This window comes from Silicimonas algicola, from assembly GCF_003970735.1.
Taxonomy (GTDB): Bacteria; Pseudomonadota; Alphaproteobacteria; order Rhodobacterales; family Rhodobacteraceae; genus Silicimonas; species Silicimonas algicola.
In genome coordinates this window covers 703,872-730,106 of record NZ_CP034588.1, presented here as the reverse complement: position 1 = coordinate 730,106, position 26,235 = coordinate 703,872, and the positions used below count along the sequence as shown (strand labels likewise).

Genomic DNA, 26,235 nt, shown 5'->3' with positions numbered 1-26,235 from the left:
CTGACCTTAGACCGGCCTGAACCCTGGAGACCCGACATGATCCTCTGCGCCGGCGAAGCCCTGATCGACATGCTCCCCCGCGAAACGCGCGAGGGCGACGCCGCCTTCCGTCCCGTCGCGGGCGGCGCTGTCTTCAACACCGCGATTGCGCTCGGCCGTCTCGGCGCGCCGACCGGGTTCTTCTCGGGCCTCTCGACCGATCTCTTCGGCCAGGTTCTGACCGACGCGCTCGAGGCCTCGAACGTCGACGCCAGCCTATCCGCGCGCTCGGACCGCCCCACCACGCTGGCCTTCGTCACGCTGAAGGACGGCCACGCCAGCTATGCCTTCTACGACGAGAACACCGCCGGACGGATGCTGTCCGAGGCCGATCTCCCCGCCCTGCCCGACAGCGTCGAGGCGCTGTTCTTCGGAGGCATCTCTCTCGTCGTCGAGCCCTGCGCGGCGGCCTATGAAGCGCTTCTCGCGCGTGAGGCGGAACGCCGCGTCATCATGGTCGACCCGAACGTCCGGCAAGGCTTCATCCGGGACGAGGCCGCCTACCGCGCTCGCATCGACCGGATGCTGGCACAGGCCGACATCGTCAAGGTCTCGGACGAGGACCTTCGGTGGCTCGACGGCGAAGGCGACCTCGCCGAGCAGGCGCAGCGGATGCGGTCGCGCGGACCCTCGCTCGTCTGCGTCACGCAAGGTGCCGAGGGCGTCACCGGCTATGGCGCGGGCGACCCGGTCTTCGTCGAGGCGCGGAAAACAACCGTCGTCGACACCGTGGGTGCGGGCGACACCTTCAACGCGGGCGTCCTGGCCGAGCTTCACGCCCGGGGCCGCCTGACCCGCAAGGCGGTAAGGTCGCTGACGCCGGAGGACATCGCCGCAGCCCTCTCCCTCGGTGCGCGCGCCGCAGCGGTCACCGTCTCGCGCGCCGGGGCCAACCCGCCGACGCGGTCCGAGCTGGGCTGAAGGGGCTTCGCCCCTCGCGCCTTGCGGCGCTCACCCCGGAGTATGTCAGGACAGAAGAAGCCGGATCGCCGCCCAGGTCCGGTCGAGCACCGCCCCGCGCGCGGCGATCACCCGGCGCGCGCCTTCGCTCATTCCAGCCCTCGTGGCCTCGTCCTGAAGCCTCAGCACAGCTTTCGCGAGGTCGTCTTCGTCCGTCACGCAGGCCGCAGCGCCCTCGGCCGTCAGCGCCTCGTAGCTCTCCGCGAAATAGCTCATGTGCGGACCGTGCAGGATCGCCGAGCCAAGCGCTGCCGCTTCGTAGGGATTTTTGCCTTCGAGGTCGGGCAGCAGCGAATGGCCCACGAAACTCACCGGGCACAGCCGATACCACAGCCCCATCTCGCCGATCGTGTCGGCGAGGTAGACCTGCGTCTCGGCCCCGATCGCTTCGCCGCGACTGCGGCGCGCGACGTTGAAGCGGGTCCTTGCAAGCGTCTCCGCCTCGTCCGCATCGCGCAGGTGGCGCGGCGCGAGGACAAGAAGGGCGCGGGGCTCATCCTTTGTCACCGTCCCGTGCGCCTCGATCATCGCCGCGTGTTCGGTCCCATGCGTTGCGGCGCCCAGCCAGCGCGGCCGGTCCCCAAACGCCGATGCGAGTTGCGCCAGCTCGCCTTCGTCCGCCGGCAAGGGCCGCGCGGCTGCCTTCAGCGCCCCCGCGACCTCGATCCTGTCCGGGTCCGCACCGAGGGCCGCGAAGCGTCCGACGCTCGCCTCGTCCTGCACCAGAAGCCGGTCGAATAGCCGCAGGACGTCCCGCATCGGCCCCGCGATTCGCTTCCTCCGCGCGAAGCTGCCGTCTGGCATCCGGCTGTTGACGAGGATCATCGGGATGCCCCGCGCCTTCGTCTCGACCATCAACCGCGGCCAGAAGTCGAGTTCGGCGAAGGCCGCCACGTCAGGTCGCCAGTGGTCGAGGAAGGCCCGTGTCGCCGCGACCGTGTCGACCGGCGACAGGACGTGGATCGCACGTTCCGGCAGCCGCGCGGCAGCCAGCGCCGTGGCCGAGGTGGCGGTCGAGGTCGTCAGGACCACATGCGCGTCGGGCAGGTCGTCCAACGCCCGCTCGATCAACGGCACCAGCGCCAGGCTCTCTCCGACCGACAGGGCGTGGAACCACAGCACTGTGCCTTCGGGCCGAGGCGTGGCGTAGGTCCCGAACTTCTCGGGCAGGCGCTCTGCCACCTCCTTGCCGCGCGCCACACGGCGGCGCCTCGACCAGCGCCAGAGCGGACCCGAGACCCTCGAAAAGCCAAGGTAGAGGGACAGGAGCGGCGACATCGCCTCAGGCAGCGCCGCGGTTCAGGAGCCGCAGCATGGTGACGAGGCCGACGGGGCGGTCCGCCTCGGTCACGAAGGCGGCCGAGATGCGCTTCGCCTGAAGCGTCGCCAAGGCTTCGCCGACCAGCATGTCGGGCGACAGCCGCACCGAGCCGCGCGTCATGATCTGGCCCGCTGCCGTCTCGTGCAGCGCCTCGCGCATGGTGGCCCCCGCGGCCCGTTCGAGATAGCGGCGGATGTCGCCATCTGTGACGACGCCAGCCAATTGGCCCGCCTCGGTCACGCCGACGATGCCGTGACCCTTGGCCGAGACCTCGGCGATGGCGCGGATCACCGGCGCGTTGGCCTCGACCAGCGGCAGGGCGTCGGGACCATGCATCACCTCGTCTACCCGCTTCAGCGCCGCCCCGAGACGTCCGCCCGGATGGAACCCATGGAAATCCCGCGGATCGAGCCCCTTGCGCCGCAAAAGCGCCACCGCGAGCGCATCGCCGAGCGCCAGTTGCAGCAGCGTCGACGTCGTGGGCGCGAGGTTGTGCGGGCAGGCCTCGCGCACCTTGGGTAGCACGAGCGCCACCGTCGCGGCGCGGGCGAGCGTGCCGTCCTCCGCCCCCGTCAGCGCCACGATCGGTACGCCATGCCGCTTGGCGTAACCTATGACATCCGACAGTTCCTGCGTCTCGCCCGACCAGGACAGCGCCATGATGACGTCCTGCGGCGTCACCATGCCCAGGTCGCCGTGCGAGGCTTCGGAGGGATGCAGGAAGTAGGCCGGCGTCCCGGTCGACGCGAAAGTCGCGGCCAGCTTCCGTCCGATGTGCCCCGACTTGCCGAGGCCCGTCACGATCAGCCGGCCCTCGGCCCGGCCGATCAGGTCCAGCGCCGCCTCGATTCGATCCGCCATGCCGTCGATGGCCCCCGACAAAGCCGCCAGACCCTCGGCGTCGATGCCGAGCGCCTCGGCGACGTGCGCCGCCGTCACGGCTTCACCACCCGGTCGAGCGCCACGAGCGTCTCCAGAAGCCCCTCCATTGCGTCCAGCCGAACCATGTTCGGCCCGTCCGAGGGCGAGCGCGACGGCTCCTCGTGCGTTTCGATGAAGACCGCCGAGACACCTACCGCGACGGCGGCTCGCGCCAGCGACGGCACGAACTCGGCTTGCCCTCCCGAGGTCGTCCCCTGCCCACCCGGAAGCTGCACCGAATGCGTCGCGTCGAAGACGACCGGATAGCCCGTCCGCGCCATGATCGGCAGCGACCGCATGTCCGACACCAGCATGTTGTAACCGAAGCTGGCGCCCCGCTCGGTCAGAAGGATGCGCCTGTTGCCGGTGGTCTCGATCTTGTCGGCGATGTTCTGGACATCCCAGGGGGCAAGGAACTGGCCCTTCTTGACGTTGATCGCGGCCCCCGTCTCTCCCGCCGCCAGCAGGAGGTCGGTCTGGCGGCACAGAAAAGCCGGGATCTGGAGAATATCGACCGCCTCCGCCGCGACGGCGCATTGTCCCGTCTCATGGACGTCTGTCAGGACCGGGCAGCCGTACTCGTCCCGTATCTTCGACAGGATCGACAGCCCCTCGTGGATCCCCAGGCCGCGCTTGCCCTTCAGGCTCGACCGGTTCGCCTTGTCGAAGCTCGCCTTGAAGACGTAACCAACCCCGAGCCGCGAGGTGATCCCCGACAACTCCTCCGCAAGCATCCGCGCGTGATCGAGCGACTCGAGCTGGCAGGGCCCCGAAATCAGGACGAAGGGCAACTCCTGCCCGAAGGTGACGGAGCCGACGGCCACATCGGTCATGCAATGCCCTCGCGCCGCATGATGTCCTCGATCAGCGGAATGTCGGACGGGTTGTTCAGCTCCCAGAACGCCCTGCCCCGCGCCTCGACCTCGACGCAGCGGACCGGTACGCCGTTCTCGAGGAAGCGCAACTGCTCCAGCCCCTCGGCGGTCTCCAATGGCCCCATGTCCCAGGCCGCGTAACGGCGCAGCGCATCGGGCCGATAAGCATAGCATCCGACGTGGTGAAACACCGGGATGCCCGTCTCGGCGGCGCGGTCAGCGAAGGGGAGCACCTCCTTCGAGAAATAGATCGCCGTGCCGTCCTCGCGGAAGATCGCCGTCGTCGCCCCGACCCGGCCCGCCTTGCGATCGGCCCTAAGGGCTTCGAGGTGGTGAGGTTCGGTCCGCAGCACGGGGGTCGCCATCTCGACCGACGCATCCGCCATCGCCTCGACCAGCGCCTCGACATAGTGGGGCGGCGTCAGGGGTGCGTCGCCCTGAAGGTTCACCACCACGTCCGGCATCGACGGCAGAAGGTCCAGCGCCTCGGCGCAGCGCTCGGTGCCGTTGCGCGGCGCGTCCGACGTCATCAGCACCTCGGCCCCGAAGGCGCGCGAGGCCTCCGCGATCCGGTCGTCGTCGGTCAGGACATAGACCCCGTCGACGCCCGAGACCTCCCTCGCCGCGTCCCAGCTTCGCCGGATCAGCGAGCGCGCCTCGCCGGTCGCGCCGGTCAAAAGGGCGAGCGGCTTGCCGGGAAACCGGACCGAAGGGTAGCGCGCGGGGATCAGGATGACGCTGTGCAAGGGACCTTCCTTGAGTTACCCACGGGATTAGGGAAAATGCCCGTCCGGCGCAATGGGCGGGCCGTGGGGAGGGCCGCCCTATGCGCATCACCAAGCTCGAAACGATCCGCCTGGTCGAGAGGCCGAACCTGCTCTGGCTGCTCGTCCACACCGACGAAGGCATCACGGGCCTGGGCGAGACCTTCTACCACGCCCGCACGGTCGAGACCTACGTTCACGAGGTTCTCGCCCCCCGCGTCATCGGCCGCGACCCGCTTCAGATCGACGCCCTCTCGCGCGACCTCGTGGGATACATCGGCTTCCGGTCCTCGGGCGCCGAGGTGCGCGGCAACTCGGCTCTCGACATCGCGCTCTGGGACATCTTCGGCAAGGCGGCGGGAATGCCCGTAGCCCAGATGCTTGGCGGATTCACCAGACCCGTGATCCGGACCTACAACACCTGCGCCGGTCCCGAGTACATCAAGTCGACCGAGGGCCAGGTTTCGACCAACTACGGCGGCGGGCAGGATCTCGACGACCTCACGGGCTTTCTCACCCGCGCCGACGAACTGGCGCATTCCCTCCTCGACGAGGGCATCACGGCGATGAAAATCTGGCCCTTCGACATCGCCGCCGAACAGAGCCACGGCACCTACATCTCGGTCCCCGACCTGAAGAAGGCGCTCGAACCCTTCGAGAAGATCCGCCGCGCCGTCGGCGACAAGATGGACATCATGGTCGAATTCCACTCCATGTGGCAGCTTCTCCCCGCCATGCAGATCGCCAAGGCTCTGACGCCCTACGGCACCTTCTGGCACGAAGACCCGATCAAGATGGACAGCCTCTCGTCGCTCAAACGCTACGCCGAGGTGTCGCCCGCTCCCATTTCGGCCTCCGAGACGCTGGCGACGCGCTGGGGCTTCCGGGATTACATCGAAACCGGCGTCGCGGGCGTGATGATGCTCGACATCTCGTGGTGCGGCGGCCTGTCCGAAGCGAAGAAGATTGCGACGATGGCCGAGACCTGGCACCTGCCGGTCGCGCCCCACGACTGCACCGGCCCCGTGGTCCTCTGCGCCTCGACGCATCTGTCGCTCAACGCGCCGAACGCGGTTTTCCAGGAAAGCGTGCGCGCCTTCTATCGGACGTGGTATCGCGACGTGGTCACGGCGCTTCCCGAAGTGAAGAACGGCATGATCTCGGCACCGCCCGGCCCCGGCCTCGGGATGGAGTTGAACCCCGACCTCGACCGCGTCTTCACCGTCCAACGGCAGGTCAGCGACCGAAGCGGGTTCTGAGGCTCAGCCGCGGAAGCCCGTCGCGACCACGTATTTCTCCGAACTGTCGGACCGCGACGCAGGGGGCTTCACGTTGGCGACCTTCTCGAATCGCCTCTTGAGCGTCAGCTGAAGCTCGCCCTCGGCGCCGCCCGCAAGGACCTTGGCGACAAAGGTGCCGCCCTCCTCCAGCACGTCGAAGGCCAGCTCGGCCGCCGCCTCGCAAAGTGCGACGATGCGCAGGTGGTCGGTCTGCTTGTGGCCTGACGACGCCGCCGCCATGTCCGACATGACCACGTCGGCGTGGCCGCCCAGCCAGGCCTTCACCTTGTCGTCGGCCCCGTCCTCCATGAAATCAAGCTGGTGGATCTCGGCCCCGGCAATCGGCTCGACCTCCTGGAGGTCCACGCCGATCACTCGACCCTGCGCCTTGCCCGACTTCTGCCCAAGGGCGTTCACGCGCTCGACGGCAACCTGGCACCAGCCGCCAGGGGCGCACCCCAGGTCCACGACGCGCGCGCCGGGGACAAGGAAGCCGTACTTGTCGTCTAGCTCGACGATCTTGAACGCGGCGCGTCCGCGATAGCCCTCGGCCTTGGCGCGGCGCACGTAAGGGTCGTTCAACTGCCGCTCGAGCCACAGCGTCGACGACAGCTTCCGCCCCTTGGCCGTCTTGACCCGGACCCTCAGTTCGCGTTCGCCGCGCCCGCTCGTGTTCTTCGCCATGCTGCCTCTCTGCCCCGGGGACCCCTCCGAAGGCAAGGGCGCCGGCTGTCAGCCGCCCAAGATGGCGACGACGTAACCTTGTGTCTCGCGATATGGCGGAACACCGTTGTACTTCCGAACCGCGTCCGGTCCGGCGTTGTAGGCGGCAAGCGCCAGACGCCAGGATCGGAAGGTGCGGTACTGCTGCGCCAGGTAGCGCGCGCCGCCCTCCAGATTCTGCTGCGGGTCGTGCGGATTGACGTTCAACCGCGCCGCCGTACCCGGCATGAGCTGCGCAAGACCGATGGCGCCCTTGTGCGACAGGGCCTTCGGGTTCCACCCCGATTCTTGCGAGATCAGCCGCAGGAAGAGATCTTCCGGCACGCCATGACGCCGCGCCGTGGTCCGTGCGACGTCAAGGTATTCGCTTCGAGCCGACCCGGAGAAACGGGGAATGCGGTCATTGCCCGGCACGCCCGGGATCAGCACGTCCTGCGGTTTCAGCCTGACGGAATTGGCGTATTGCTGCGCCGCGCGGCTGTCGAGGATCGCCACCTGGCGCTTGAAAAGCTGCTGTCGCGACTTCGAGATCGCGGTCTCGGCGCCCACAGGCAATGCCAGAGATGTAGCCAACAGGGCCACGCCCAATGTCCGGAACATCTTTCCCCCCCGAACCAAATAACCCAAGCGAGCCTAGCGGGTCATGCGCCGCCGGGCAATGGCCCGGCCATTTTTGGCCGGGCCGACCGTCCTCAGATCAGCTTGCCCATGGCGACAGCAGTGTCGCTCATCCGGTTCGAGAAGCCCCATTCGTTGTCGTACCAGGTCAGGATGCGGACCATGTTGCCGTCCATCACCTTGGTCTGGTCCATGTGGAAGATCGACGAATGCGGGTCGTGGTTGAAGTCGCCCGACACGAGTTTCTCGTCGGTGAAGCCCAGGATGCCCTTCAGGTAGCCGTTCGCCGCCTCGCGGATCGCCTCGTTCACTTCTTCCACGCTGGTCGCGCGCGAGGATTCGAACACCAGGTCCACGACCGACACGTTCGGCGTCGGCACCCGGATCGCCACGCCGTCGAGCTTGCCCTTCAGTTCGGGCAGGACAAGACCCACGGCCTTCGCCGCACCCGTCGACGTCGGGATCATGTTCAGCGCCGCGGCGCGGGCGCGGTACAGATCCTTGTGCATCGTGTCGAGCGTCGGCTGGTCGCCCGTATAGCTGTGGATCGTGGTCATGAAGCCCTTGGTGATGCCGATGGTGTCGTTCAGCACCTTCGCGACCGGCGACAGGCAGTTCGTCGTGCAGGACGCGTTCGACACCACGATGTCGTCCGTCGTCAGCGTGTCGTGGTTGACGCCGTAGACGATGGTCTTGTCCGCGCCGTCGCCCGGCGCCGAGATCAGGACACGGCTCGAGCCGTTCTCGAGATGCGCCTGGCACTTCTCTTTCGAGGTGAAGATGCCGGTGCATTCAAGCACGATGTCGACGTTGCTCCACGGCAGGTCCGCAGGGTTCCGCATCGCCGTGACCTCGATCGGCCCGCGGCCCACGTCGATTGTGGTCTCGGTCGTCTTCACCTCGGCGGGAAAGCGGCCGTGGACGCTGTCGTAGCGCAACAGGTGGGCGTTGGTCTCGACGGGGCCCAGGTCGTTGATCGCCACCACCTCGATGTCGGTCCGTCCAGACTCGATGATCGCGCGAAGCACGTTGCGTCCGATCCGTCCGAATCCGTTGATTGCTACCTTGACTGCCACGGGGTCTCTCCTTCGTTAGTCACCGCCAGATTGCGACGAGATGGATCAGATCCAGGAATTTCCGCGCGAGATAGAGGCTAACCCCCCATCCCATGGCCCAGTCGAGCGCAAGGGCCGCAAGCACGAGCCCCGCCAGTCCAAGAGCGATCCGGTCGGTCATCGCGCGCCTTATCGCAAGAAGCGACGTTGGACGAAAGGGGGGAAAGCGCCTCGCCGTCAGTCCGCGCGCTTCCCTGCCAGCCACACGGTCGCGCCGCCGCAATCGGGGTCCGACACGACATGTTCGAGGATGTCGAAGCCGTGGAGGTCAAGAATGTCGCGGTACTCCGCCGTGTCCAGGCTCGCATGGTAAAGCGCCTCGCCCTCCAACCTCCCCAGAACCTCGCCGTCTTCCGTCCCGCTCGTGAACATCAGCGCCGCGCGCGGGAGCGCAAGGGTCTCAAGCCGGGCCAAAAGCGCGCGCTGGTCGTCACGGGGAAGGTGAAACAGGCTGTGCCAGGCGAGGATGCCGCCGAACGGCCCCTCGACCTGTAGCCGCCGCATGTCGCCCACGATCCACTCCGCCCCCGGCAGAGCCTTGCGCGCCTGTCCGATCATCGAGGCCGACCCGTCCACACCCGTCACCCCACATCCCCGCTCGATCAGGTAGCGCGCCATCGGCACGCCATTCCCGCACCCGAGATCGAGGACACGGCCGCCGTCGTTCGGCATCGCCGCAACGAAGGCATCGAGCCAGCGCCGCTCCATGAGAGCCGTGCTCCGAAGGGTTGGCCAGACCTGAGCTGCGCGGTCGTAGACATCCGCGACGCGTGCCGCCGCCTCGACCGTCGCGTCATCGCGCGCCAGGCTCACCCCATCCCACCGGCGATCAAACGCTCCGCCAGCCTTTCATAGGCCTCGGCCACAGGCCCGCCCTGCGTCACGACGGGCGCGCCGGCATCGCCCGCGATCCGGACGTCGATCGACAAGGGCAACTCGCCAAGGAAAGGCAGGCCGAGAGCCTGCGCCTCGGCCGCGACGCCGCCGTGGCCGAAGAGATGCGCCTCGTGGCCGCAGTTGGGGCACACGTAAGTGCTCATGTTCTCGATCAGACCCAGCACCGGCGTCTTCAGCGTGTTGAACATGTCGATGGCCTTCCGCGCGTCCAGAAGAGCCACGTCCTGGGGCGTCGACACCACGATGGCCCCTGTCAGCTTCGTCTTCTGGCAGAGCGTAAGCTGCACGTCGCCCGTGCCCGGTGGCAGGTCGACGAGGAGAACGTCAAGCTCGCCCCACTGCACTTGCCCCATGAGCTGCTGCATCGCGCCCATCAGCATCGGCCCGCGCCAGACCACGGCACGGGCCGGATCGACCATCAGGCCGATGGACATCATCGTCACGCCATGCGCGCGCAGGGGAATGATCGTCTTGCCGTCCGGCGAGGCGGGACGCTGGCTGACGCCCATCATCCTCGGCTGCGAGGGACCGTAGATGTCGGCGTCCAGAAGCCCGACCCGCCGCCCGGCGCGCGCCAGCGCCACAGCGAGGTTCGACGACACCGTGGACTTGCCCACGCCCCCCTTGCCCGATCCGATGGCGATGATCCGGTCGACGCCCGCCACCTTCTGCGGCCCGCCCTCCTGCGGCGTCGGATGCCCGCCGATCTTCAGCGAAGGCGCCTTGGGAGCCGAGGGCGAAGGCCCATGCGCCGTCAGAAGCGCCTGGACCGAAGTGACGCCCTCGAGGTCCCGCACCGCGGCTTCGGCCGCGCCCCGCGCAGCCTCGAGCAGTCGTGCGGCGTCAGCGTCAGGTGCCTCGATCACGAATCTGACCGCTCCGCCGTCGATGGTCAGCGCGCGAACCAAGTCGCGGGACACGAGGTCGCCCCCGCCGGGCACACCCACGGTTCCGAGCCTGTCAAGTACGACGCGGCGTTCGATTGTCATTTCGACCTCAACTTTCTTGCTGCTGATGCGAATTTCACCCGCCCTCGCCGCAACTGCAACCCGGTGAGGCAGAGTTGGCGAAAACTTAAGCATTCCGTAACCTTACGTCACTGTTAACGTATGACATTGCTGCATAGCGGCATTGCAAACGCGGGCATTGTGCAGGTGCAGCATTCGCTTATCTTCAATTCCAACGAACACGAGAGCGGGCCACCTCCCGCATGAAGGAATACGAAGATGAGCACAGTAAATGTGAACCACGACGCCCGCGACTTGGCCACCGGCCTTCCGGGCATCATCGGCGGCATGCGCCGCCGCTACGCACAGTACCGCACCTACCGGACCACGCTGGACGAGCTGCAGTCGCTGACCGACCGCGAGCTGAGTGACCTCGGTCTGCACCGGTCGGCCCTGCGCGGCGTCGCCTACAAGGCGGCCTACGAAGGATAGCTTTCGGGGACTCCACCTCCTCCCGGGGTCCCTGGAACCTGTGACGGCGCCTCTCCTCCTCCCTGGCGTCGTCACGCAAATACCGCCCGATGTCCTTGCGTGACGGGCAACAAGACCAGGGAACCCTCCTCCTCCCTTTGGGTTCTCTGCCTGGCGGCGGCGCCTCTCCTCCTCCCTGGCGCCGCCGCACAACCCATACCCGGTCGCGAGGCCGGGGTCGGAACAAGGAGCCCTCTCCTCCTCCCTGGGTTCTTTGTCCTACGCGGCGGCGCCTCTCCTCCTCCCTGGCGTCGCCGCACCAGACACCCGGCCCAAGCGGTCGGGACCGGAACAAGGGGCCCTCTCCTCCTCCCTGGGTCCTTTGTCCTCGGCGGCGGCGCCTCTCCTCCTCCCTGGCGTCGCCGCCACTTATCTTTCAGGGACAGGTCAGCGCGGCATCGAGGCTTGAGGGATCGCGATAGGGTCCAAGGGTCCGCGAGGAGAGATTGCGTCCGTCGAAGCGCAACGCCAGCAGCCGCGTCCAGTCGCCCGAGGCGACGATGATCTCGGGGGCCGCGCCGCAGGTCCGCACACCTCCCGGAATGAAATCCCAGCCGATCCGATGGTTCGTCGCGCCCTCCAGCGACGCGACCTCCCGAAAGGTCCCGCCGCCGAAGCGCCACACCCGCAACACCTTCGCAAGATGCGGCCGGTCGACGAAGGCAACCTCGATCGTCCCGTCGCCATCCAGATCCGCCGCCCCCACGGGCGCGAGCCAGCGGTGCGTCGCCCCGATGTGCGGCGTGGCGGCGATTTTGGCTAAACGCCCGCCTGTCATTCCATAGATCGCCAGTTGCGCCCCGCGCGGCGGATCGGTCTCGACGACCACCACCTCGGGAGCGCCGTCGCCGGTGACGTCCCAGAGACGCGGCATCGTGTCCTCGAACACGCGCCCGCCCTCGGGCAGCCGCACGCGGAACGCGCGGCCCCGATCGGTCTTCACCACAAGCTCGGAATACTCGACCGCATCGCCCAGGATGCCGTGGTCATAGTGCGTCACCGGTCCGTCGTAGCGCGCCGACTCGATCTCCTCCGCCCCCGCCGCGCCGGCGCACAATGCCAGCGTCAAAGCGACCGCGCGGATCAGATCTGCTTCTCCGGCATCTGCACGACCAGCCCATCCAGCTTGTCCGAGACCTTGAGCTGGCAGGTCAGCCGCGACCGCTTGGGATCGGGCTGATAGGCGAAGTCCAGCATATCCTCCTCCATCGCGTCGACGGCGGGCAGCTTTTCGACCCAGTCGGGATGGACGTAGACGTGGCAGGTCGAGCAGGCGCAGGCCCCGCCGCAGTCGGCCTCGATCCCCGGAATGCCGTTGTCGCGCGCGCCTTCCATCACCGTCAGGCCGTTCGGCACCTCGACCGTATGCTCGGTCCCGTTGTGCTCGATATAGGTGATCTTCGCCATGTGGCCTCCGTCGATTCGTCCTGCGCCGTTACCTAGGCCCTGTCCGCCGCCCATGCCAGTCCGAGCGCGACCTTTGCGCCCTGCCCACGCGCGGACGCCACAAAACTTGGCATTCCCACGCAAATGTTCTACATTCGTTCTCCATGACCGAACCCATCGTCCGCCCGCCCCAGTGGCCTCGCCCGCCCGCCTGCCTGCCGCACGACAGGCTGAACCTCCCGCCCAATGGGGCGCGCGTGGCGGTGGCCGGCCTCGTCCTCGTCCGCCAGCGCCCCGGCACGGCCAAGGGCGTGATCTTCCTGACCCTCGAGGACGAGACGGGCATCTCGAACATCGTCGTCTGGCGCAAGATGTACGAACGCTTCCGCCGCGCCGTCATCGCGGGCCGCTGCCTCAAGGTTACCGGCCGGGTCCAGCGCGACAGCGGCGTCACCCACGTCGTCGCAGAGCAGATCGAGGACATCTCCTGGATGCTCGACGACCTGATCCGGCCCTCGAAACCGCGCTGCGCCTACCAGCCCTGACCCGACGGAAATCTGCGGCGAACACGCTGACACCGCCTTTTCGCCACAATCGCCCGCCAGTCTGCCCCGGTCACGACCGGAGACCGCTGCCATGTTCTTCCGCGACCTCAAGCCCAAACCGGGCGCGATGCTCGACGTCACGCTGGCGCAGGTTCACCTGCCGGTGAAGCTTGGCCACCGCGACGCCGAAAAGCTCTACGCCGCGCCCCTGAAGGCTCAACTCGCCGCGGCGGGTCTCGGCACGGTCATCGACTGCCGCACGCGCACGCGCCCCACGGGCGAACCCCTGGGCGTCGACATGGCGCTCGGCCTCACCAGGGCGTCGCAGGCAGCACTGGCCACCGTGGCGGGGATGCTCGAATACCTCGCGGCGCCTTGCGGGTCGTCGATCCGCCTCGCCGACAGCGTCGACGAACCGATGGTCTTCGGCCGGACCGAGGGGCTGGAACTGTCGATCGCCAGCGACGCCGCCCCCGACGCCGACACACGCCGCGATCTCGCACTCCTCTGCAAGGAGGCGATCCAGCACATCGGCGTCAGCCGGGGATGGGACGCACGGCTCGACCGGACGCTCTTCTACTTCTACGGCGAGAACTACGCCGAGATGAAGGACAGCCTGTCGCGCGGCCTTGCCGAGCACCCGCGCTTCTCGCGCGCAAGCCTGCGCCGGATGGCCTGACGCGCGCCACCGGCCCGCCGTTGTCATATCTTCATGCCTTGCCTATAGCTCTCCTCGCCAGCCTGCCCGAGGAGACACGCATGACCCAGACCCGCACCGAAACCGACAGCTTCGGCCCGCTCGAGGTTCCCTCCGACCGCTACTGGGGCGCACAAACGCAGCGCAGCCTCCAGAACTTCCCGATCGGTTGGGAAAAGCAGCCGGTCGCGGTGGTGCGCGCCCTCGGCGTCATCAAGCAGGCCTGCGCCGAGACGAACAAGGCCAGCGGCAAGCTGAAGCCCGAAATCGCGGACGCCATGATCGAAGCCGCGAGAGAGGTCGTCGCGGGCAAGCTCGACGACCACTTCCCGCTCGTCGTCTGGCAGACCGGCTCGGGCACCCAGTCGAACATGAACGCAAACGAAGTCGTCTCGAACCGCGCGATCGAAATTCTCGGCGGCGAGATGGGGTCCAAGACGCCGGTTCACCCGAACGACCACGTCAACATGGGCCAGTCGTCGAACGATACCTTCCCGACCGCCATGCACATCGCGGTCGCGATGACCGCGCGCGACGTGCTGCTGCCCGGTCTCACCGTTCTGGCCGAGGGGCTGGAGGCGAAGTCGGAAGCCTTCCGCGACATCATCAAGATCGGCCGCACCCACACCCAGGACGCGACGCCGCTCACGCTCGGGCAGGAATTCTCGGGCTACGCGATGCAGATCCGGAACGGCATCAAGCGGATCGAGCTGGCGCTGCCCGGCATCTATGAACTGGCGCAGGGCGGCACGGCCGTCGGCACCGGGCTCAACACCGAAAAAGGCTGGGACACGACCGTCGCGGCGGGGATCGCCAGGATCACCGGCCTGCCCTTCGTCACCGCCCCCAACAAGTTCGAGGCACTCGCGGCCCACGACGCGATGGTCTTCATGTCGGGCGCGGTCAAGACGGTCGCGATGGCCGCCTACAAGATCGCCAACGACATCCGTTTCCTCGGCTCAGGCCCCCGCTCGGGCCTGGGCGAGCTGCTCCTGCCGGAGAACGAGCCCGGATCGTCGATCATGCCCGGCAAGGTCAACCCGACCCAGGCCGAGGCGATGACGCAGGTCTGCGCCCATATCCTCGGCAACGACGCGGCCATCGCCTTTGCCGGAAGCCAAGGGCATTTCGAGTTGAACGTCTACAACCCGATGATGGCCTACAACCTGCTTCAGTCCATGCAGCTTCTGGGCGACGCCGCCGACAGCTTCACGCTGCGGATGCTGAACGGCACCGAGGCCAACGTGGAACGCATCGACCGCCTGATGCGCGAATCCCTGATGCTGGTCACCGCGCTCGCCCCCACCATCGGTTACGACAACGCCACCAAGGTCGCCAAGACGGCCCACAAGAACGGCACCACCCTCCGCGAAGAGGCCGTGAAGCTGGGCTTCGTGGATGAGGAGACCTTCGACCGCGTCGTCCGCCCCGAGGACATGATCGGGCCGAAGTGACGGGCAAGGTCGTCAACCTGTCGAAGGCGCGCAAGGCGCGCGCCAAGGGTCAGGACAAGGCCCGCGCCGACGCGAACGCGGTCAAGTTCGGACGCACGAAGGGCGAGAAGGCGAAAGAGCGCGCCGAGGCCGACAAGGCAACGCGCGACCTCGACGGCCACGAGCGCGAGTGATGGGACGGCCGGTCAAGCACTCGCTGACGCTCAAAGGCCACCGCACCAGCGTGACGCTCGAGGACGAGTTCTGGCGCGCCTTCCGCGAGATCGCGAAGGAGGACGGTCGGGCGCTCAACGACCTCGCCGCCGAGATCGACGCCGCGCGCGATCCGGACACCGGACTTGCCTCCGCCATTCGCGTATACGTGCTCGGTCGTTACCTATCCGCGCACCGACGTGATACCGACGCAATACCGACGTAATACCGACGCGCCTCAGCGGGCCTCCGCCCGCAGCCGGATCCCGTCCCGCGACCTCACCGTCAGGTGTGCCACCGGCACCGGCGTTTCCATCGCCTCGAACCGGAAGCGCGCCATCAGAGCCGCTACCAGCACCGCCGCCTCGGCCATCGCAAAGCCCGCGCCCGGACAGACGCGCGGCCCGGCCGAGAACGGCAGCCAGGCCTCCCTGACAGGCGTCTGTCGGTCCCATCTCGACGGATCGAAGGTGTCAGGATCCTCCCACAAACGCTCATGCCGCCCCAGGTGCCACGGCGACAGAACCACCTGCGACCCCTTGGGCACGTCGCGGTCCCTGAACCTTTCGGCCTTCATCGTCTCGCGCACCATCATCGGCACCGGCGGATAAAGCCGCAGCACCTCGCGCAGCACGTTCCGCGTCGCTCGCATCCCGGATAGGGCAGCAAATTCAGGGCTCTGCATGAAGGCCTCGGCCTCCGCCGCGACGCGCTCGCCCCACTCCGGCGCCGCCGCCAGGCACCACAGTGTCCAACCCAGAAGGGCCGCACTCGTCTCGTGCCCGGCCAGAAAGAAGATCGCCACCTGGTCGATCATCTCCGTCGGTTCGAAGGTCTGGCCCGTCTCAGGATCCGCCGTCGTCATGATCTTCGTCGCCAGATCGTCCGGCGCCCTCCCGTCCCGGATCGCCACCTGCCGGTCCACGACAAGCGCCGCGATAGCCGCCCTGATCCGAGCCGCCCCGTCCCGCGCCGCCCTTGGATGACGCACCGGCCACCAGGGCAATAGCGCGGCCCCGATGGCGACCGGCTGGACGCGCTGGAAGTCCCTGAAAGCGCTGTATGTTTCCGCCGCGAGCCGATCCTCGATCGGGATCGAGAACAGCGTGCGGAAGATCACGTCCGCCGTCGCCCGACTCGCCATCGCTTCCACATCGACGACGCCCGGCACCACCCGCTCCACCGCAGCCTCCGCCGCCGCGAGCATGGCCGGAAAGCCGTCCCGCACCCTCCCCCCTTCGAAGGCCGGGTCGATGATCCGCCTCTGCCGCGCCCATTCCGCCCCGTTGGTCACGAAGACCGACCGTCCCAGAAGGGGTCGAAGCCCTCGTGTGACCCTCTCCGACTTCGGAAAATTCTCCGGCCGCCCGGTCAACACCTCGCGCACCAGGTCGGGTTCGTTCACGAGGAACGACCGGAAGAAGGGCGTCCGAAACTCCGCCATCCTGGCGTGGTACAGACGCCCAGGCTGCGCCGACAGGATGTCCCGCCGGAACAGACGCCAATAGCGCCACAGCGACACGCGCCCGGCCCTCGCCGCCGGTTTGGGCGGGATCATGTGATCGTCGAGGTGAAGCGCGAGGCCGGTACGTCGATGCGGCTGTTCGAGGACTGCCGCCCCTCGAACCTCTGACCAAGCGTCCTGGGACCTGCGGTGATGCGGAAATAGTCATAGTCGCCCGGCAGGTCGAAGGCGCAAAGATACTGAAAATGAAGGCGGAACCAGCGGCGGCGCAACTTCTGCTGCGTTTCCTCCGACAGGGTCTTGGTGAAGGCGGCCGAAATGATGATCGGCCACTTCTGTCCCCGAGCCGGTGCCACGCCGGACACCGAAACCGGGTCCGCCAGCGCGAAAGAACACCCGTCGCCGGGCGCCGACACGTCCAGCCAGACGATCCGTTCGGCGGTGGCGAGCATCCTGAGATCACGTCTGAGTCGTCGCGCCTCGGGCAGGAAACTGACCATCGGGATCACCTGGCCAAGCGTCAGTAGCGACAGCGCGGGACCTGTGTCCTGAAAGCGATTGGACCGCAGGATGTCCGCCACGAGCGACACCGCCATATGCGCGCCCGAGGAGTGGCCCACGATCAGCACCTCGTCCACATTCTCGCGAAGTGCGGCCTCGATCCTGTGCCGCCATTCGATCAGGCGGGCTTCGATCTCGTCGGGATAGGCGCCGCGTTTCCTGGCCGTGTAGGCGAAGTCGTTCATCAGGTAATAGGCGAAGGTTCGGTGATCCTGCGCCTTGAACCACCTCAGGGCCGCGACGACTAGCGGCAGGAAGATGACCCAGAAAACCGCGGACCCGATGATCGTCCAGGCGAGACTCGAGGGATCGCCGCCCAGTCCGACAAGCCCGGTCACGAAGGTTCCGGCCGCCGTCACCGTCCAGGCCGCCGCCCCCGCAATAAGCGCGGCGCCCAGAATAGCGATCAGAAGCTGGCCCAGGAGCATGAGGATCGGATAGAGCGCCGCAAACACGGGCCCCTTTGCCAGCCACGAGAGCCGCCGCAAGGTCCCCGTCGACAGATAGATCCACGCCGTCCGCAGCAGCGAAAGATAGGTGCCGAGAATTCCAGCCTTCATTGATGTCTGTACCAGGTCGTGCCAGACGAGCACGTCGATTCGGCTATGGACCAGGTGCCCCTCCATCTCGGCGCGGACCATCCAGCTTGTATCGGCACGGTCCGACTTCTGCTCGATCCGATAGCCCGAGATCACGGCCTGCTTCCGGCTTTCGGTCCGGTACAGTTCGCGATAGCGCCGTGGCGGATGGGGGTCGTAGCCGGGGATGTAAAACACCCGGCGCCGCGCCACGTGTGTCATGCCCCTGTGCATCATGGAGCAAAGCCTACGAAATCGACTTGCCTGCGGGAAGCGAAAAAAGCCCCGACTTCTGCGGGTTTCCGGGCAGTTTGGTCAACAAACCGAGCGACCTCAGCCCAATGTCTGCAGGACGGGGAAAGTCTCGTTCAGCCACCAGCTGAAATCGGTGAACTGGCCCGTCAGCATCAACAGGCCGACCGTCCAGAGAAGAAGGCCCATGATGCGTTCGATCCGCTCCATGTGCCGCTTCATCCAGGACATGACGCCGCCGAGTCGGGGAAAGAACGCCGCGACCAGCAGGAACGGAAGCCCTAGTCCGGCCGCATAGGCGGCAAGAAGGACCGTGCCCCGGGCCATGTCGGCCTCGGTCGCGGCGAGCGACAGGATGGCGCCCAGGATGGGACCGATGCAGGGCGTCCAGCCAAAGGCGAAGGCAAGGCCCAGGACATAAGCGCCGAAGGCCGATCCGCCCCGATCTCCCGCGTCGATACGCATCTCGCGATCCATGAAGCCGATCCGATAGACGCCGACAAAATGCGCGCCGAAGATCATGATGATGATGCCGGCGAAGGTGACGAACCAGTCCTGGTTCTCGAGGAAGAAACGCCCGAAGGCCGAGGCGGTGAAACCGAGGAACAGAAAGACCGTCGACAGTCCAAGGACGAAGAACAGCGCCGGACCAAGCGTCCGCCATCTCGCCGCCCGCTCGGTGCCCATCTGGGTAACCGATATCCCGCCCATGTAGGCGAGGTAGGGCGGCACGATTGGCAGGACGCAGGGGCTGAGGAAGGACAGCACGCCGGCCGCCAGCGCGACCAGGATCGCGGGCAGAAGGCTGGCGTCGAAGATGTCTATTCCGAACATTGCGGTCCCCTTGTGCCGTTATGTCCTAGACCATTGCGCGAGGCACGTCACCGAACGGCTTGTCACATCCCGGTGGACTTCCTGAAACATGGATCCTACCGATTTGCGCATGACCTACGATGACGACCTCGATGCAACCGGGCTTCTTTGCCCCCTGCCCGTCCTCAAGGCGGCGAAGCGATTGCGCGGAATGGCATCCGGCGCGGTCCTGAGAGTGCGCGCGGACGATCCCGCGGCGGTCATCGACGTGCCGCACTTTTGCGCGGAACAGGGGCACACGCTGATGTCTTCGGGCGATGCCGACGGCGTCCAGACCTATCTGATCCGCAAGGGCTGAACGGAAACGGCGCGAGGCCGATCGCCCCGCGCCGTTCCTCTTCAACACTCACGACGCCTCAGCGTCCGATGGACCACCAGCCGCGCTTCCGCGGTTTGTCGTCTGCTTCAGGCTCAGCGGCGGCAGGAGCGTCCGCTGCGGCCGTTTCGAGAACCGGCTCGGGCTCAGTTTCCTCGACCGCCGGGGGCGCGGGTTGTTCTTCCGGCTCGGGCGCCTGCTCGGATGTCGCGTCGGCCTCGACCGTTTCCTCCTCCGGTTCGACCTTCTTGCGACGGCTGCGCCGCCGCTTCGGTTTCTCCTCGGCCTCGGGTTCGGCATCTGGGGCCTCGGATGCGACCGCCGGAGCAGGCTCGGAGGCCTGCGATTCACCCTCGGGAGCGTCTTCCGGTGACGTATCCTTCTTCCGACGACGGGTGCGTTTGCGTTTCGGCTTCTCGGCCTCGTCCTCGGACGCCTCTATGGGCTCGGAGGCAGGGTCAGCCTGGGTTTCGCCGGCCGCCTCCGTGTCGTCGCTGTCGCTGTCGCTCTCGGTATCGGAGGACATGTCGGACGATCCGCCTTCGGCATCTCGACCATTGCCACGACGACGGCGACGGCGCCGACGCTTCTTTCGCGGGCGATCGTCTTCTTCGTCGGATTTGACCTCTGGCGCTTCTTCGACCTCTTCCTCTTCGGCCTCCTCGACGAGGTCCTCCTCGTCGATCTCGTCCATCAAGGATGTGTCGACAGATATAACCGGCAGAAGGACCGCCTCGACCTTTCGGGTCGCTGTCTTGAACTTCTCGATTGTGAAGTCAGGCGAGATCAGATGCGGATCGGCCTCGACGCGGACGGCCATGCCGTAACGCACCTCGATCTGCGCGATGTGTTCCCGCTTGAAGTTCATCAGGAAGTTGACGATCGCGACGGGCGCCTTGACGAGCACCTCCTTCGACCGGCCCCGCACGCCTTCTTCCTCGAGTTGGCGCAGGATCGTCAGACCCACGCTGTCGTTCGAGCGGATAAGGCCCGTGCCGTGGCACGAGGAGCACGGCTGGGTCGACGCTTCGAGCATCCCGGGACGCAGGCGCTGGCGCGACATCTCGAGAAGGCCGAAGCCCGAAATGCGGCCGACCTGAATGCGGGCACGGTCGGTCTTGAGCTTTTCCTTGAAGCGCTTCTCGACGGCGGCGTTGTTCTTCCGCTCTTCCATGTCGATGAAGTCTATGACGATCAGTCCGGCGAGGTCGCGCAGGCGAAGCTGGCGCGCCACTTCCTCGGCGGCTTCGAGGTTGGTCTTGAGTGCCGTCTCCTCGATCGAGCCTTCCTTGGTGGCCTTGCCCGAGTTGACGTCGATTGCGACCAGCGCCTCGGTCACGCCGATAACGATATAGCCGCCCGACTTGAGCTGGACGACCGGGTTGAACATGCCGGCCAGATAGCTCTCGACCTGGAAGCGGGCGAAGAGCGGCATCGGGTCGTTGTAGAACTTCACGTTCTTGGCGTGGGACGGCATGATCATCTTCATGAAGTCCTTGGCGGTGCGGAAGCCGCCCTCGCCCTCGACCATCACCTCGTCGATTTCGCGGCTGTAGAGGTCGCGGATCGAGCGCTTGATGAGGTTGCCTTCCTCATAGATTTTCGCCGGCGCGATCGACTTCAGGGTCAGTTCGCGGATCTGCTCCCACAGACGCTGAAGATATTCGTAGTCGCGCTTGATCTCGGACTTCGTGCGCTTGGCGCCCGCCGTGCGAATGATGAGACCGGCGCCTTTGGGCACCTCGATTTCGGCTGCGATCTCTTTCAGCTTCTTGCGGTCGGCGGCCTGGGTGATCTTGCGGCTGATGCCGCCGCCCCGCGCCGTGTTCGGCATCAGGACGCAGTAGCGGCCGGCTAGACTGAGGTAGGTGGTCAGGGCGGCACCCTTGTTGCCGCGCTCCTCCTTCACGACCTGCACAAGCAGGATCTGGCGGACCTTGACGACCTCCTGGATCTTGTAGCGGCGCTGACGCTGCTTGCGGGGTCGGCGGATGTCCTCGGCGGTGTCGTCGTCCGATACGGCTTCGATGGACTCGTCCTTCTCGGCGGCATCGTCCATCGCGACATAGGGCTTCGAATCGTCGCGGGGGGGAGAGGGCAGGTCGTCTTCGACGTCGTCCTCGTCGTCGAGGTCCACCACGTCCATGCCTGGGATCGTGGGCGAAGCGTCGTGCTCCTCGTCCCCGTCGTCGGATTTGGACTCGTCAACTTCGGCCGTCACCGACTCGCCGGTGCCCGAAGCCTGTTCGGGAGAAGGTTTGCGGCGACGTCGGCGGTTGCGGGGCTTTTCTTCCTCGGCGGCCTCGGCCTCGGCCATCGCCATTTCCTCGGCGAGAAGCGCTTCGCGGTCCGCGACGGGGATCTGGTAGTAGTCGGGGTGGATCTCGGAAAAGGCGAGGAACCCGTGGCGGTTGCCGCCGTAATCGACGAAGGCGGCCTGAAGCGAGGGTTCGACCCTCGTGACCTTCGCCAGGTAGATGTTGCCGCTCAGTTGGCGCTTGTTTTCCGACTCAAAGTCGAATTCCTCGACCTTGTTCCCGTCGCACACCACGACGCGGGTTTCTTCCGCGTGGGTGGCATCGATCAGCATTTTCTTTGACATCATGACTTTCCGCGCAAGCCAAAGCCCTGCCGGGTGGTGACAGGTCCATGATCTTGCGGCTATTTGGGGCGAAGCGACGTGACGTGGCCAAGCGATGCTTGCCCGTCTCAGACGGGGTAAACTTGCGTCCATCCCACGCGAACGTCATCGCGGTTCTTCTCCGACGTCCCGGGGGACGCCCGTTCATGGCCCGGCGGTCGGGTGTACCTCCGCACGGGCAATTCCTAAATGTGGCCGGTGAGGCCTTTGCTGGACCAGGCACAGCTAAGAAGCGGTAACCTTCTGGAACAGCGAAACTTTCTTGCGACCCCTAGGCAGATGCCCATGATCGGAGCGCGGCGCCACCATAAGGGCGGAGACGCGCCAATTACAATGGCGAAATTCCGTTCTGCCCAAGATGCCGAAAACGCAGGCCGACGAGCGCGAGACGACGGCACGCGGCGAGGCCGCGCGCCGTCCGCTTGCCTGTCAGAGATAGTCGGCGCGCTGAAGGCTGTACTTCGCCATCTTCTCGTTCAGCGTCCGGCGCGGAAGGCACAGCTCTTCCATCACATTGACGATCGAACCGCGGTGCCGCCGCATGGTGTTGTCGATCAGCATCTTCTCGAACGCCTCGACGTAATCCTTGAGCGGCTTGCCCTCGGTCGTGACCGTGAAGTCCGCAGCGGCCTCGTTGTCGGCCATCAGAAGCGAGGCGATGGTCCCCGATCCGCGTCGCGACTGCAGGACGGCGCGCTCGGCGATGTTGACGAGCTGGCGGATATTTCCCGGCCAGGGAGCCTGAAGAAGCTGCGCGGCCTCCTGAGCCGAGACTTGGGGGGCGTCACATCCATATTCGTCGGCGTACTGGTCAGAGAACTGCTGGAACAGCATGAGGATATCCTCGCCGCGCTGGCGAAGCGGCGGAATGGTGATCTTCATGGCGGCCAACCGGTAGAACAGGTCGGGACGCAGTGCGTCTTCGCAGGTCCGCCCAGGTTCCTGAAGGTTGCAGATTGCGACGATCCGCGTCTCGGCAGGCGTCCCCTGCTCGTTCATCCAGGACAAGAGCCGGGCCTGAAGCTGCATCGGAAGGGATTCGATGTCCTCGAGCACCAGAGTACCGCCGCGCGCTTCTTCCAGAAGTGGCAGCGGAGCGCCGTCCTCTGCCGGCCCGAACAGCCGCGATGCGAGAATGCTTTCGTCATGCGCGGCGCAGGAGAACAGCACAAACTTCTTCCCGGCCTTCGCGCCGACCGCGTGAAGCGCGTGCGCCACGAGCGTCTTGCCGGTGCCCGTCTCGCCCTCGATCAGGACATGGCCGTCTGCCTGACCGAGATCGAGGATGTCCTCCCGCAGGCGCTCCATTGCGGGCGAAGTGCCGACGAGCTTTTTCATGATCCCCGAACCGCCATCAGACAGTTCGCGCCGGAGCGCCCGGTTGTCGAGCGTCAGGCGCCGCGCGTTCGCGGCCTTCTTGGCGAGCTCGGTCATCTTGTCCGGGTTGAACGGCTTCTCGAGAAAGTCGAAGGCGCCGACCTGCATCGCCTGCACCGCCATCGGCACATCGCCATGACCGGTGATCATGATCACCGGCAACGCGCTGTCGACGCTCATCAGCCGCTTGAGGAAGGACATGCCATCCATTCCGGGCATCTTGATGTCGCTGACGACGACGCCCTGAAAGTCGGGCGACAAGGCTTTCAGCGCGTCTTCCGCACTACCGTAGGTTTCGGTGTCGAAACCGGACAGGGACAGCCACTGGCTGATCGACTGCCGCATGTCCTGTTCGTCGTCGACAATGGCGACCTTCATCGTCTGACCCATGGGTCTCACTCCGTTTGTCATTCCGCCGCTTCCGCGCTCTGGCTGACGAGCGGCAGGGTTATTTCAAATACAGCCCCGCCATTCCGGCCATTCCTCGCGGTGAGCCGACCGCCAAGGTCGTTTACGATCCCGGATGAAATGGCAAGTCCCAGGCCGACCCCGTCACCGGGAGACTTGGTGGTGTAGAAGGGTTCAAACAAGCTCTCCAGATCCTCGATGCCGCTGCCGTTGTCACGGACCGTCACGACGACGTCATCCCCGACGGTGACGAGGATCTTCACTTCCGGGCTCTTGATGCCCTTGGTCGCGTCGAGCGCATTTCGCAAGAGATTGACCAGTACCTGCTCGAACCGGATCCTATCCGCCCGAACATAGACCGAGTTGCGGGGGAGCGATATGCTCATGTCGACGTCGCCCCTGCGAAGCTGGGGCTCCATCATAGACAAGGCGGACGAGACGGAGTCCCTCACGTCAATGATTTCAAAGGCATCGCCACCCTTCCGAGCATAGGATTTCAGTTGGCGCGTGATCGCCCCCATCCTTTCTATCAGGTCGTCGATGCGCTGAAAGGATGACAACGCCTCGTCCGCCCGACGCCGCTGAAGAAGAAGTTTTGCGCCGGCGAGGTAGGTCTTCATCGCAGCGAGGGGCTGGTTCAGTTCGTGGCTAACGGCTGCCGACATCTCGCCCAAGGCCGCAAGTTTCGAGGATTGCTGAAGCGTCTGCTCGGCGACTTCGAGGTGTCGTTCCGCCTTTTCACGCTCGGCGATTTCCCGCTGGAGCGCGGCATTAAGCTGGCGAAGTTCAGCCGATTCCCGCTGGAAGATGACGAGGCGGGACGTGGCTTTCCGGCTGACCAGGTAGAAGGCCATCGCCATGAGGATCGCGAATCCCATGATTTCCAGGGCGAGAACCGCGTTCACCCTCTCGCGCACACCCGCATAGGTCGTGAAACTGGCGATCTTCCAGCCCTGGAACCCGATCCGCGCCTCCTGCCGCATGACCGCCTCGCCCTGAAGGTAGGCATCCGCCGGCAAGGCACCCCACCTTGCCGTGGCCCGGAAGGCGCGCTCGATCGCCGAGGGCACCGAGCGGACGGCAAGTGCCTCCTTCTCGGTCAGACCGCGCCAGCGGGCTTCGGTCGCAAGGATGATCGTGTCCTCGCTATCCGACACGATGACGGCATCGGTGAACCCGGCCCAGGACGTCTCGAATTTCTTCAAGTCGACCTCGACCATGATGACGCCGATCAGCGTGCCCTGCGCTTCGATCCGGCGGGAATAGGCAAAGACGCGACCGCCTGCTTCGAGAAGGCTTGTGGTGAAGACCGTGTCGTTCGACCTCGTGGCCTCGATGAAATAGGGCTGGGCCTTGTGGATCGAGCCGAGCAGCGAACGGTCCGTGGCCGCCACGGCACGTCCCTCGGCATCCATGAGGAGCATCCCCTCGGCGCCGATTTCGTCGCGGTATTCGATCAGACGCTGCGAGCTTTGCGAGAAGTCATCCGAGTTGAGCGCCCCGATCAGCGTCGGATCCCGTGCCAGAAGTTGCGGGACGATCTGATTGCGCTGAAGCTCCGACAGGATGTTCCCGGAATAAAGCGCCAGGCGCACCTCGGCGCGGGACCGCGTCGTCTCGGTGAAGCGAAGCATCAGGTACTGGTTCGTCCACAGGATCACAGCGGCGGCGATCACGACAAGAAGCGCCATGAGGTATCGGACGCGCCGAGGCGTGCTTTCGGAGCGGAAGTCGCCCTGTTTTGGCGGTGTCGTCATGGAACGAATGTATGCGGGCGGCGCTCCTCGCTCAAGCGGCGACGCGGGTCGCGGCAAGGGCGGCGAAGAGGGCCCGTCCGTCGGCGGGTCCAAGTGCCGGATCGGCTGCGCGCTCGGGGTGCGGCATCAGCCCGAGGACGCGCCTGTTTTCCGACAGGATGCCGGCTATACGATCGACTGACCCGTTGACGTCCTGTGCATAGCGGAAGGCGACGCGGTCCTCGCCCTTCAGGCGCGCGAGCGTCGCCTCATCCGTCGTGTAGTTTCCGTCATGGTGGGCCACGGGGAAGGTGACGGTCTGGCCCAGCTTGTAACCACGGGTGAAATCGCTGTCCGCCGTAGCGACATCGAGAACCACGGGCTTGCAGATGAACTTGAGCCCCGCATTCCGCATCAGTGCCCCGGGCAGTAGCCCGGTCTCGAGGAGAACCTGGAAGCCGTTGCAGATGCCGATGGCATAGCCGCCCCTCTCGACGTGCGACCGGAGAGCGGAGGTGATCGGCGACCTCGCCGCAATCGCCCCGCAGCGAAGGTAATCGCCGAAGGAAAAGCCGCCGGGGACACCGACGATGTCGACGTTCGCGGGTAGGTCGCTGTCCTTGTGCCAGACCATGTCGACCTGGAAGCCCGCGTTGCGGAAGGCGACGGCAAGGTCGCGGTCGCAGTTCGATCCGGGGAAGACAAGGACGGCGGCTTTCATGGGCGGTGCTCCGGATCGGGAATGGGGCTCATTTGCTCTGTC

General features: G+C 66.2%; 28 protein-coding genes. 9 read left to right on the top strand and 19 right to left on the bottom strand.

Annotation, left to right across the window (positions count from 1 at the left end; all coding sequences use genetic code 11):
• Positions 1-36 precede the first annotated feature (36 nt).
• Positions 37-960, top strand: a complete 924-nt coding sequence (locus EF888_RS03680) for a carbohydrate kinase family protein (protein WP_109757504.1) — start codon at positions 37-39, stop codon at positions 958-960.
• A gap of 45 nt (positions 961-1,005) precedes the next feature.
• Here EF888_RS03680 and EF888_RS03675 read toward each other — a convergent pair whose 3' ends face one another.
• The 4 genes from EF888_RS03675 to EF888_RS03660 are packed head-to-tail and all read right to left on the bottom strand — an operon-like array spanning position 1,006 to position 4,862.
• Entirely contained in the window at positions 1,006-2,277 is a 1,272-nt protein-coding gene (locus EF888_RS03675) for a 3-deoxy-D-manno-octulosonic acid transferase (RefSeq protein ID WP_109757503.1), read from the bottom strand.
• Between the two features lie 4 nt (positions 2,278-2,281).
• The gene (locus EF888_RS03670) at positions 2,282-3,259 is read right to left on the bottom strand and encodes a KpsF/GutQ family sugar-phosphate isomerase (protein ID WP_241239790.1); all 978 of its coding nucleotides are present in this window, start codon (positions 3,257-3,259) and stop codon (positions 2,282-2,284) included.
• Positions 3,256-4,074 (bottom strand): 3-deoxy-8-phosphooctulonate synthase, encoded by an 819-nt coding sequence (kdsA, locus tag EF888_RS03665; RefSeq protein WP_109757502.1) that lies wholly within the window; start codon positions 4,072-4,074, stop codon positions 3,256-3,258. Before kdsA ends, EF888_RS03670 begins: the two co-directional genes overlap by 4 nt.
• Positions 4,071-4,862, bottom strand: a complete 792-nt coding sequence (locus EF888_RS03660; protein ID WP_109757501.1) for a 3-deoxy-manno-octulosonate cytidylyltransferase — start codon at positions 4,860-4,862, stop codon at positions 4,071-4,073. Before EF888_RS03660 ends, kdsA begins: the two co-directional genes overlap by 4 nt.
• Before the next feature lie 80 nt (positions 4,863-4,942).
• On the opposite strand from EF888_RS03660, the gene EF888_RS03655 reads away from it, so the two are divergent.
• Positions 4,943-6,139, top strand: a complete 1,197-nt coding sequence (locus EF888_RS03655; protein ID WP_109757500.1) for a mandelate racemase/muconate lactonizing enzyme family protein — start codon at positions 4,943-4,945, stop codon at positions 6,137-6,139.
• 3 nt (positions 6,140-6,142) lie between these two features.
• Here EF888_RS03655 and EF888_RS03650 read toward each other — a convergent pair whose 3' ends face one another.
• The 6 genes from EF888_RS03650 to EF888_RS03630 form a co-directional block, all read right to left on the bottom strand.
• Entirely contained in the window at positions 6,143-6,844 is a 702-nt protein-coding gene (locus EF888_RS03650) for an RlmE family RNA methyltransferase (protein ID WP_109757499.1), read from the bottom strand.
• Positions 6,845-6,892: 48 nt separating this feature from the next.
• Positions 6,893-7,483 (bottom strand): lytic transglycosylase domain-containing protein, encoded by a 591-nt coding sequence (locus tag EF888_RS03645; RefSeq protein ID WP_109757498.1) that lies wholly within the window; start codon positions 7,481-7,483, stop codon positions 6,893-6,895.
• 92 nt (positions 7,484-7,575) lie between these two features.
• Positions 7,576-8,577 (bottom strand): type I glyceraldehyde-3-phosphate dehydrogenase, encoded by a 1,002-nt coding sequence (gap, locus tag EF888_RS03640; protein ID WP_109757497.1) that lies wholly within the window; start codon positions 8,575-8,577, stop codon positions 7,576-7,578.
• 19 nt (positions 8,578-8,596) lie between these two features.
• Positions 8,597-8,737: a hypothetical protein gene (locus tag EF888_RS21675; RefSeq protein ID WP_164721563.1), complete on the bottom strand. Its 141-nt coding sequence runs from the start codon at positions 8,735-8,737 to the stop codon at positions 8,597-8,599.
• A 56-nt stretch (positions 8,738-8,793) separates the two neighbouring features.
• Positions 8,794-9,429: a class I SAM-dependent methyltransferase gene (locus tag EF888_RS03635; protein WP_241239789.1), complete on the bottom strand. Its 636-nt coding sequence runs from the start codon at positions 9,427-9,429 to the stop codon at positions 8,794-8,796.
• Entirely contained in the window at positions 9,426-10,502 is a 1,077-nt protein-coding gene (locus EF888_RS03630) for an Mrp/NBP35 family ATP-binding protein (RefSeq protein ID WP_109757496.1), read from the bottom strand. Before EF888_RS03630 ends, EF888_RS03635 begins: the two co-directional genes overlap by 4 nt.
• 237 nt (positions 10,503-10,739) lie before the next feature.
• Between EF888_RS03630 and EF888_RS03625 the strand changes: the two genes are divergently transcribed.
• Complete coding sequence (locus EF888_RS03625) at positions 10,740-10,952, top strand: DUF1127 domain-containing protein (protein WP_109757495.1); 213 nt, start codon at positions 10,740-10,742, stop codon at positions 10,950-10,952.
• Between the two features lie 415 nt (positions 10,953-11,367).
• Here EF888_RS03625 and EF888_RS03620 read toward each other — a convergent pair whose 3' ends face one another.
• Both EF888_RS03620 and EF888_RS03615 read right to left on the bottom strand, forming a co-directional pair.
• Positions 11,368-12,060, bottom strand: coding sequence for an FG-GAP repeat domain-containing protein (locus tag EF888_RS03620; protein ID WP_241239788.1), 693 nt, complete (start codon positions 12,058-12,060; stop codon positions 11,368-11,370).
• A gap of 14 nt (positions 12,061-12,074) precedes the next feature.
• On the bottom strand, positions 12,075-12,398 hold the full coding sequence (locus tag EF888_RS03615; RefSeq protein WP_109757493.1) for a 2Fe-2S iron-sulfur cluster-binding protein: 324 nt from the start codon (positions 12,396-12,398) through the stop codon (positions 12,075-12,077).
• Between the two features lie 143 nt (positions 12,399-12,541).
• Between EF888_RS03615 and EF888_RS03610 the strand changes: the two genes are divergently transcribed.
• The 5 genes from EF888_RS03610 (at position 12,542) to EF888_RS03590 (ending at position 15,491) form a co-directional block, all read left to right on the top strand.
• Positions 12,542-12,922: an OB-fold nucleic acid binding domain-containing protein gene (locus EF888_RS03610; RefSeq protein ID WP_109757492.1), complete on the top strand. Its 381-nt coding sequence runs from the start codon at positions 12,542-12,544 to the stop codon at positions 12,920-12,922.
• A gap of 91 nt (positions 12,923-13,013) precedes the next feature.
• Positions 13,014-13,601, top strand: coding sequence for a hypothetical protein (locus tag EF888_RS03605; RefSeq protein WP_109757491.1), 588 nt, complete (start codon positions 13,014-13,016; stop codon positions 13,599-13,601).
• A gap of 80 nt (positions 13,602-13,681) precedes the next feature.
• A complete protein-coding gene (fumC, locus tag EF888_RS03600) occupies positions 13,682-15,073 on the top strand; it encodes a class II fumarate hydratase (protein ID WP_109757490.1) in 1,392 nt (463 codons plus the stop codon).
• Positions 15,070-15,246: a DUF4169 family protein gene (locus EF888_RS03595; RefSeq protein ID WP_109757489.1), complete on the top strand. Its 177-nt coding sequence runs from the start codon at positions 15,070-15,072 to the stop codon at positions 15,244-15,246. The genes fumC and EF888_RS03595 overlap by 4 nt, the downstream gene beginning before the upstream one ends.
• Entirely contained in the window at positions 15,243-15,491 is a 249-nt protein-coding gene (locus EF888_RS03590; RefSeq protein WP_109757488.1) for a ribbon-helix-helix domain-containing protein, read from the top strand. The genes EF888_RS03595 and EF888_RS03590 overlap by 4 nt, the downstream gene beginning before the upstream one ends.
• A 12-nt stretch (positions 15,492-15,503) precedes the next feature.
• Here EF888_RS03590 and EF888_RS03585 read toward each other — a convergent pair whose 3' ends face one another.
• The 3 genes from EF888_RS03585 to EF888_RS03575 all read right to left on the bottom strand — a co-directional run bounded on the left by EF888_RS03585 (position 15,504) and on the right by EF888_RS03575 (position 18,955).
• Positions 15,504-16,823 carry a cytochrome P450 gene (locus tag EF888_RS03585; RefSeq protein ID WP_109757487.1) on the bottom strand — a complete coding sequence of 440 codons (1,320 nt, stop codon included), beginning with the start codon at positions 16,821-16,823 and terminating at the stop codon, positions 15,504-15,506.
• A complete protein-coding gene (locus tag EF888_RS03580) occupies positions 16,820-18,091 on the bottom strand; it encodes a hypothetical protein (protein ID WP_241239787.1) in 1,272 nt (423 codons plus the stop codon). Before EF888_RS03580 ends, EF888_RS03585 begins: the two co-directional genes overlap by 4 nt.
• Before the next feature lie 111 nt (positions 18,092-18,202).
• Positions 18,203-18,955, bottom strand: a complete 753-nt coding sequence (locus tag EF888_RS03575; RefSeq protein ID WP_109757486.1) for a cytochrome c biogenesis CcdA family protein — start codon at positions 18,953-18,955, stop codon at positions 18,203-18,205.
• A 109-nt stretch (positions 18,956-19,064) separates the two neighbouring features.
• On the opposite strand from EF888_RS03575, the gene EF888_RS03570 reads away from it, so the two are divergent.
• Positions 19,065-19,292 (top strand): sulfurtransferase TusA family protein, encoded by a 228-nt coding sequence (locus EF888_RS03570; protein WP_109757942.1) that lies wholly within the window; start codon positions 19,065-19,067, stop codon positions 19,290-19,292.
• 58 nt (positions 19,293-19,350) lie between these two features.
• Here EF888_RS03570 and EF888_RS03565 read toward each other — a convergent pair whose 3' ends face one another.
• From EF888_RS03565 to purQ, 4 genes are all read right to left on the bottom strand, one after another.
• Positions 19,351-21,912, bottom strand: a complete 2,562-nt coding sequence (locus tag EF888_RS03565; RefSeq protein ID WP_109757941.1) for an Rne/Rng family ribonuclease — start codon at positions 21,910-21,912, stop codon at positions 19,351-19,353.
• 468 nt (positions 21,913-22,380) lie between these two features.
• The gene (locus tag EF888_RS03560) at positions 22,381-23,718 is read right to left on the bottom strand and encodes a sigma-54-dependent transcriptional regulator (protein WP_109757485.1); all 1,338 of its coding nucleotides are present in this window, start codon (positions 23,716-23,718) and stop codon (positions 22,381-22,383) included.
• A gap of 17 nt (positions 23,719-23,735) precedes the next feature.
• Positions 23,736-25,493 carry a sensor histidine kinase gene (locus tag EF888_RS03555; protein ID WP_109757484.1) on the bottom strand — a complete coding sequence of 586 codons (1,758 nt, stop codon included), beginning with the start codon at positions 25,491-25,493 and terminating at the stop codon, positions 23,736-23,738.
• A gap of 31 nt (positions 25,494-25,524) precedes the next feature.
• Entirely contained in the window at positions 25,525-26,193 is a 669-nt protein-coding gene (purQ, locus tag EF888_RS03550; protein WP_109757483.1) for a phosphoribosylformylglycinamidine synthase subunit PurQ, read from the bottom strand.
• Positions 26,194-26,235: the final 42 nt, after the last annotated feature.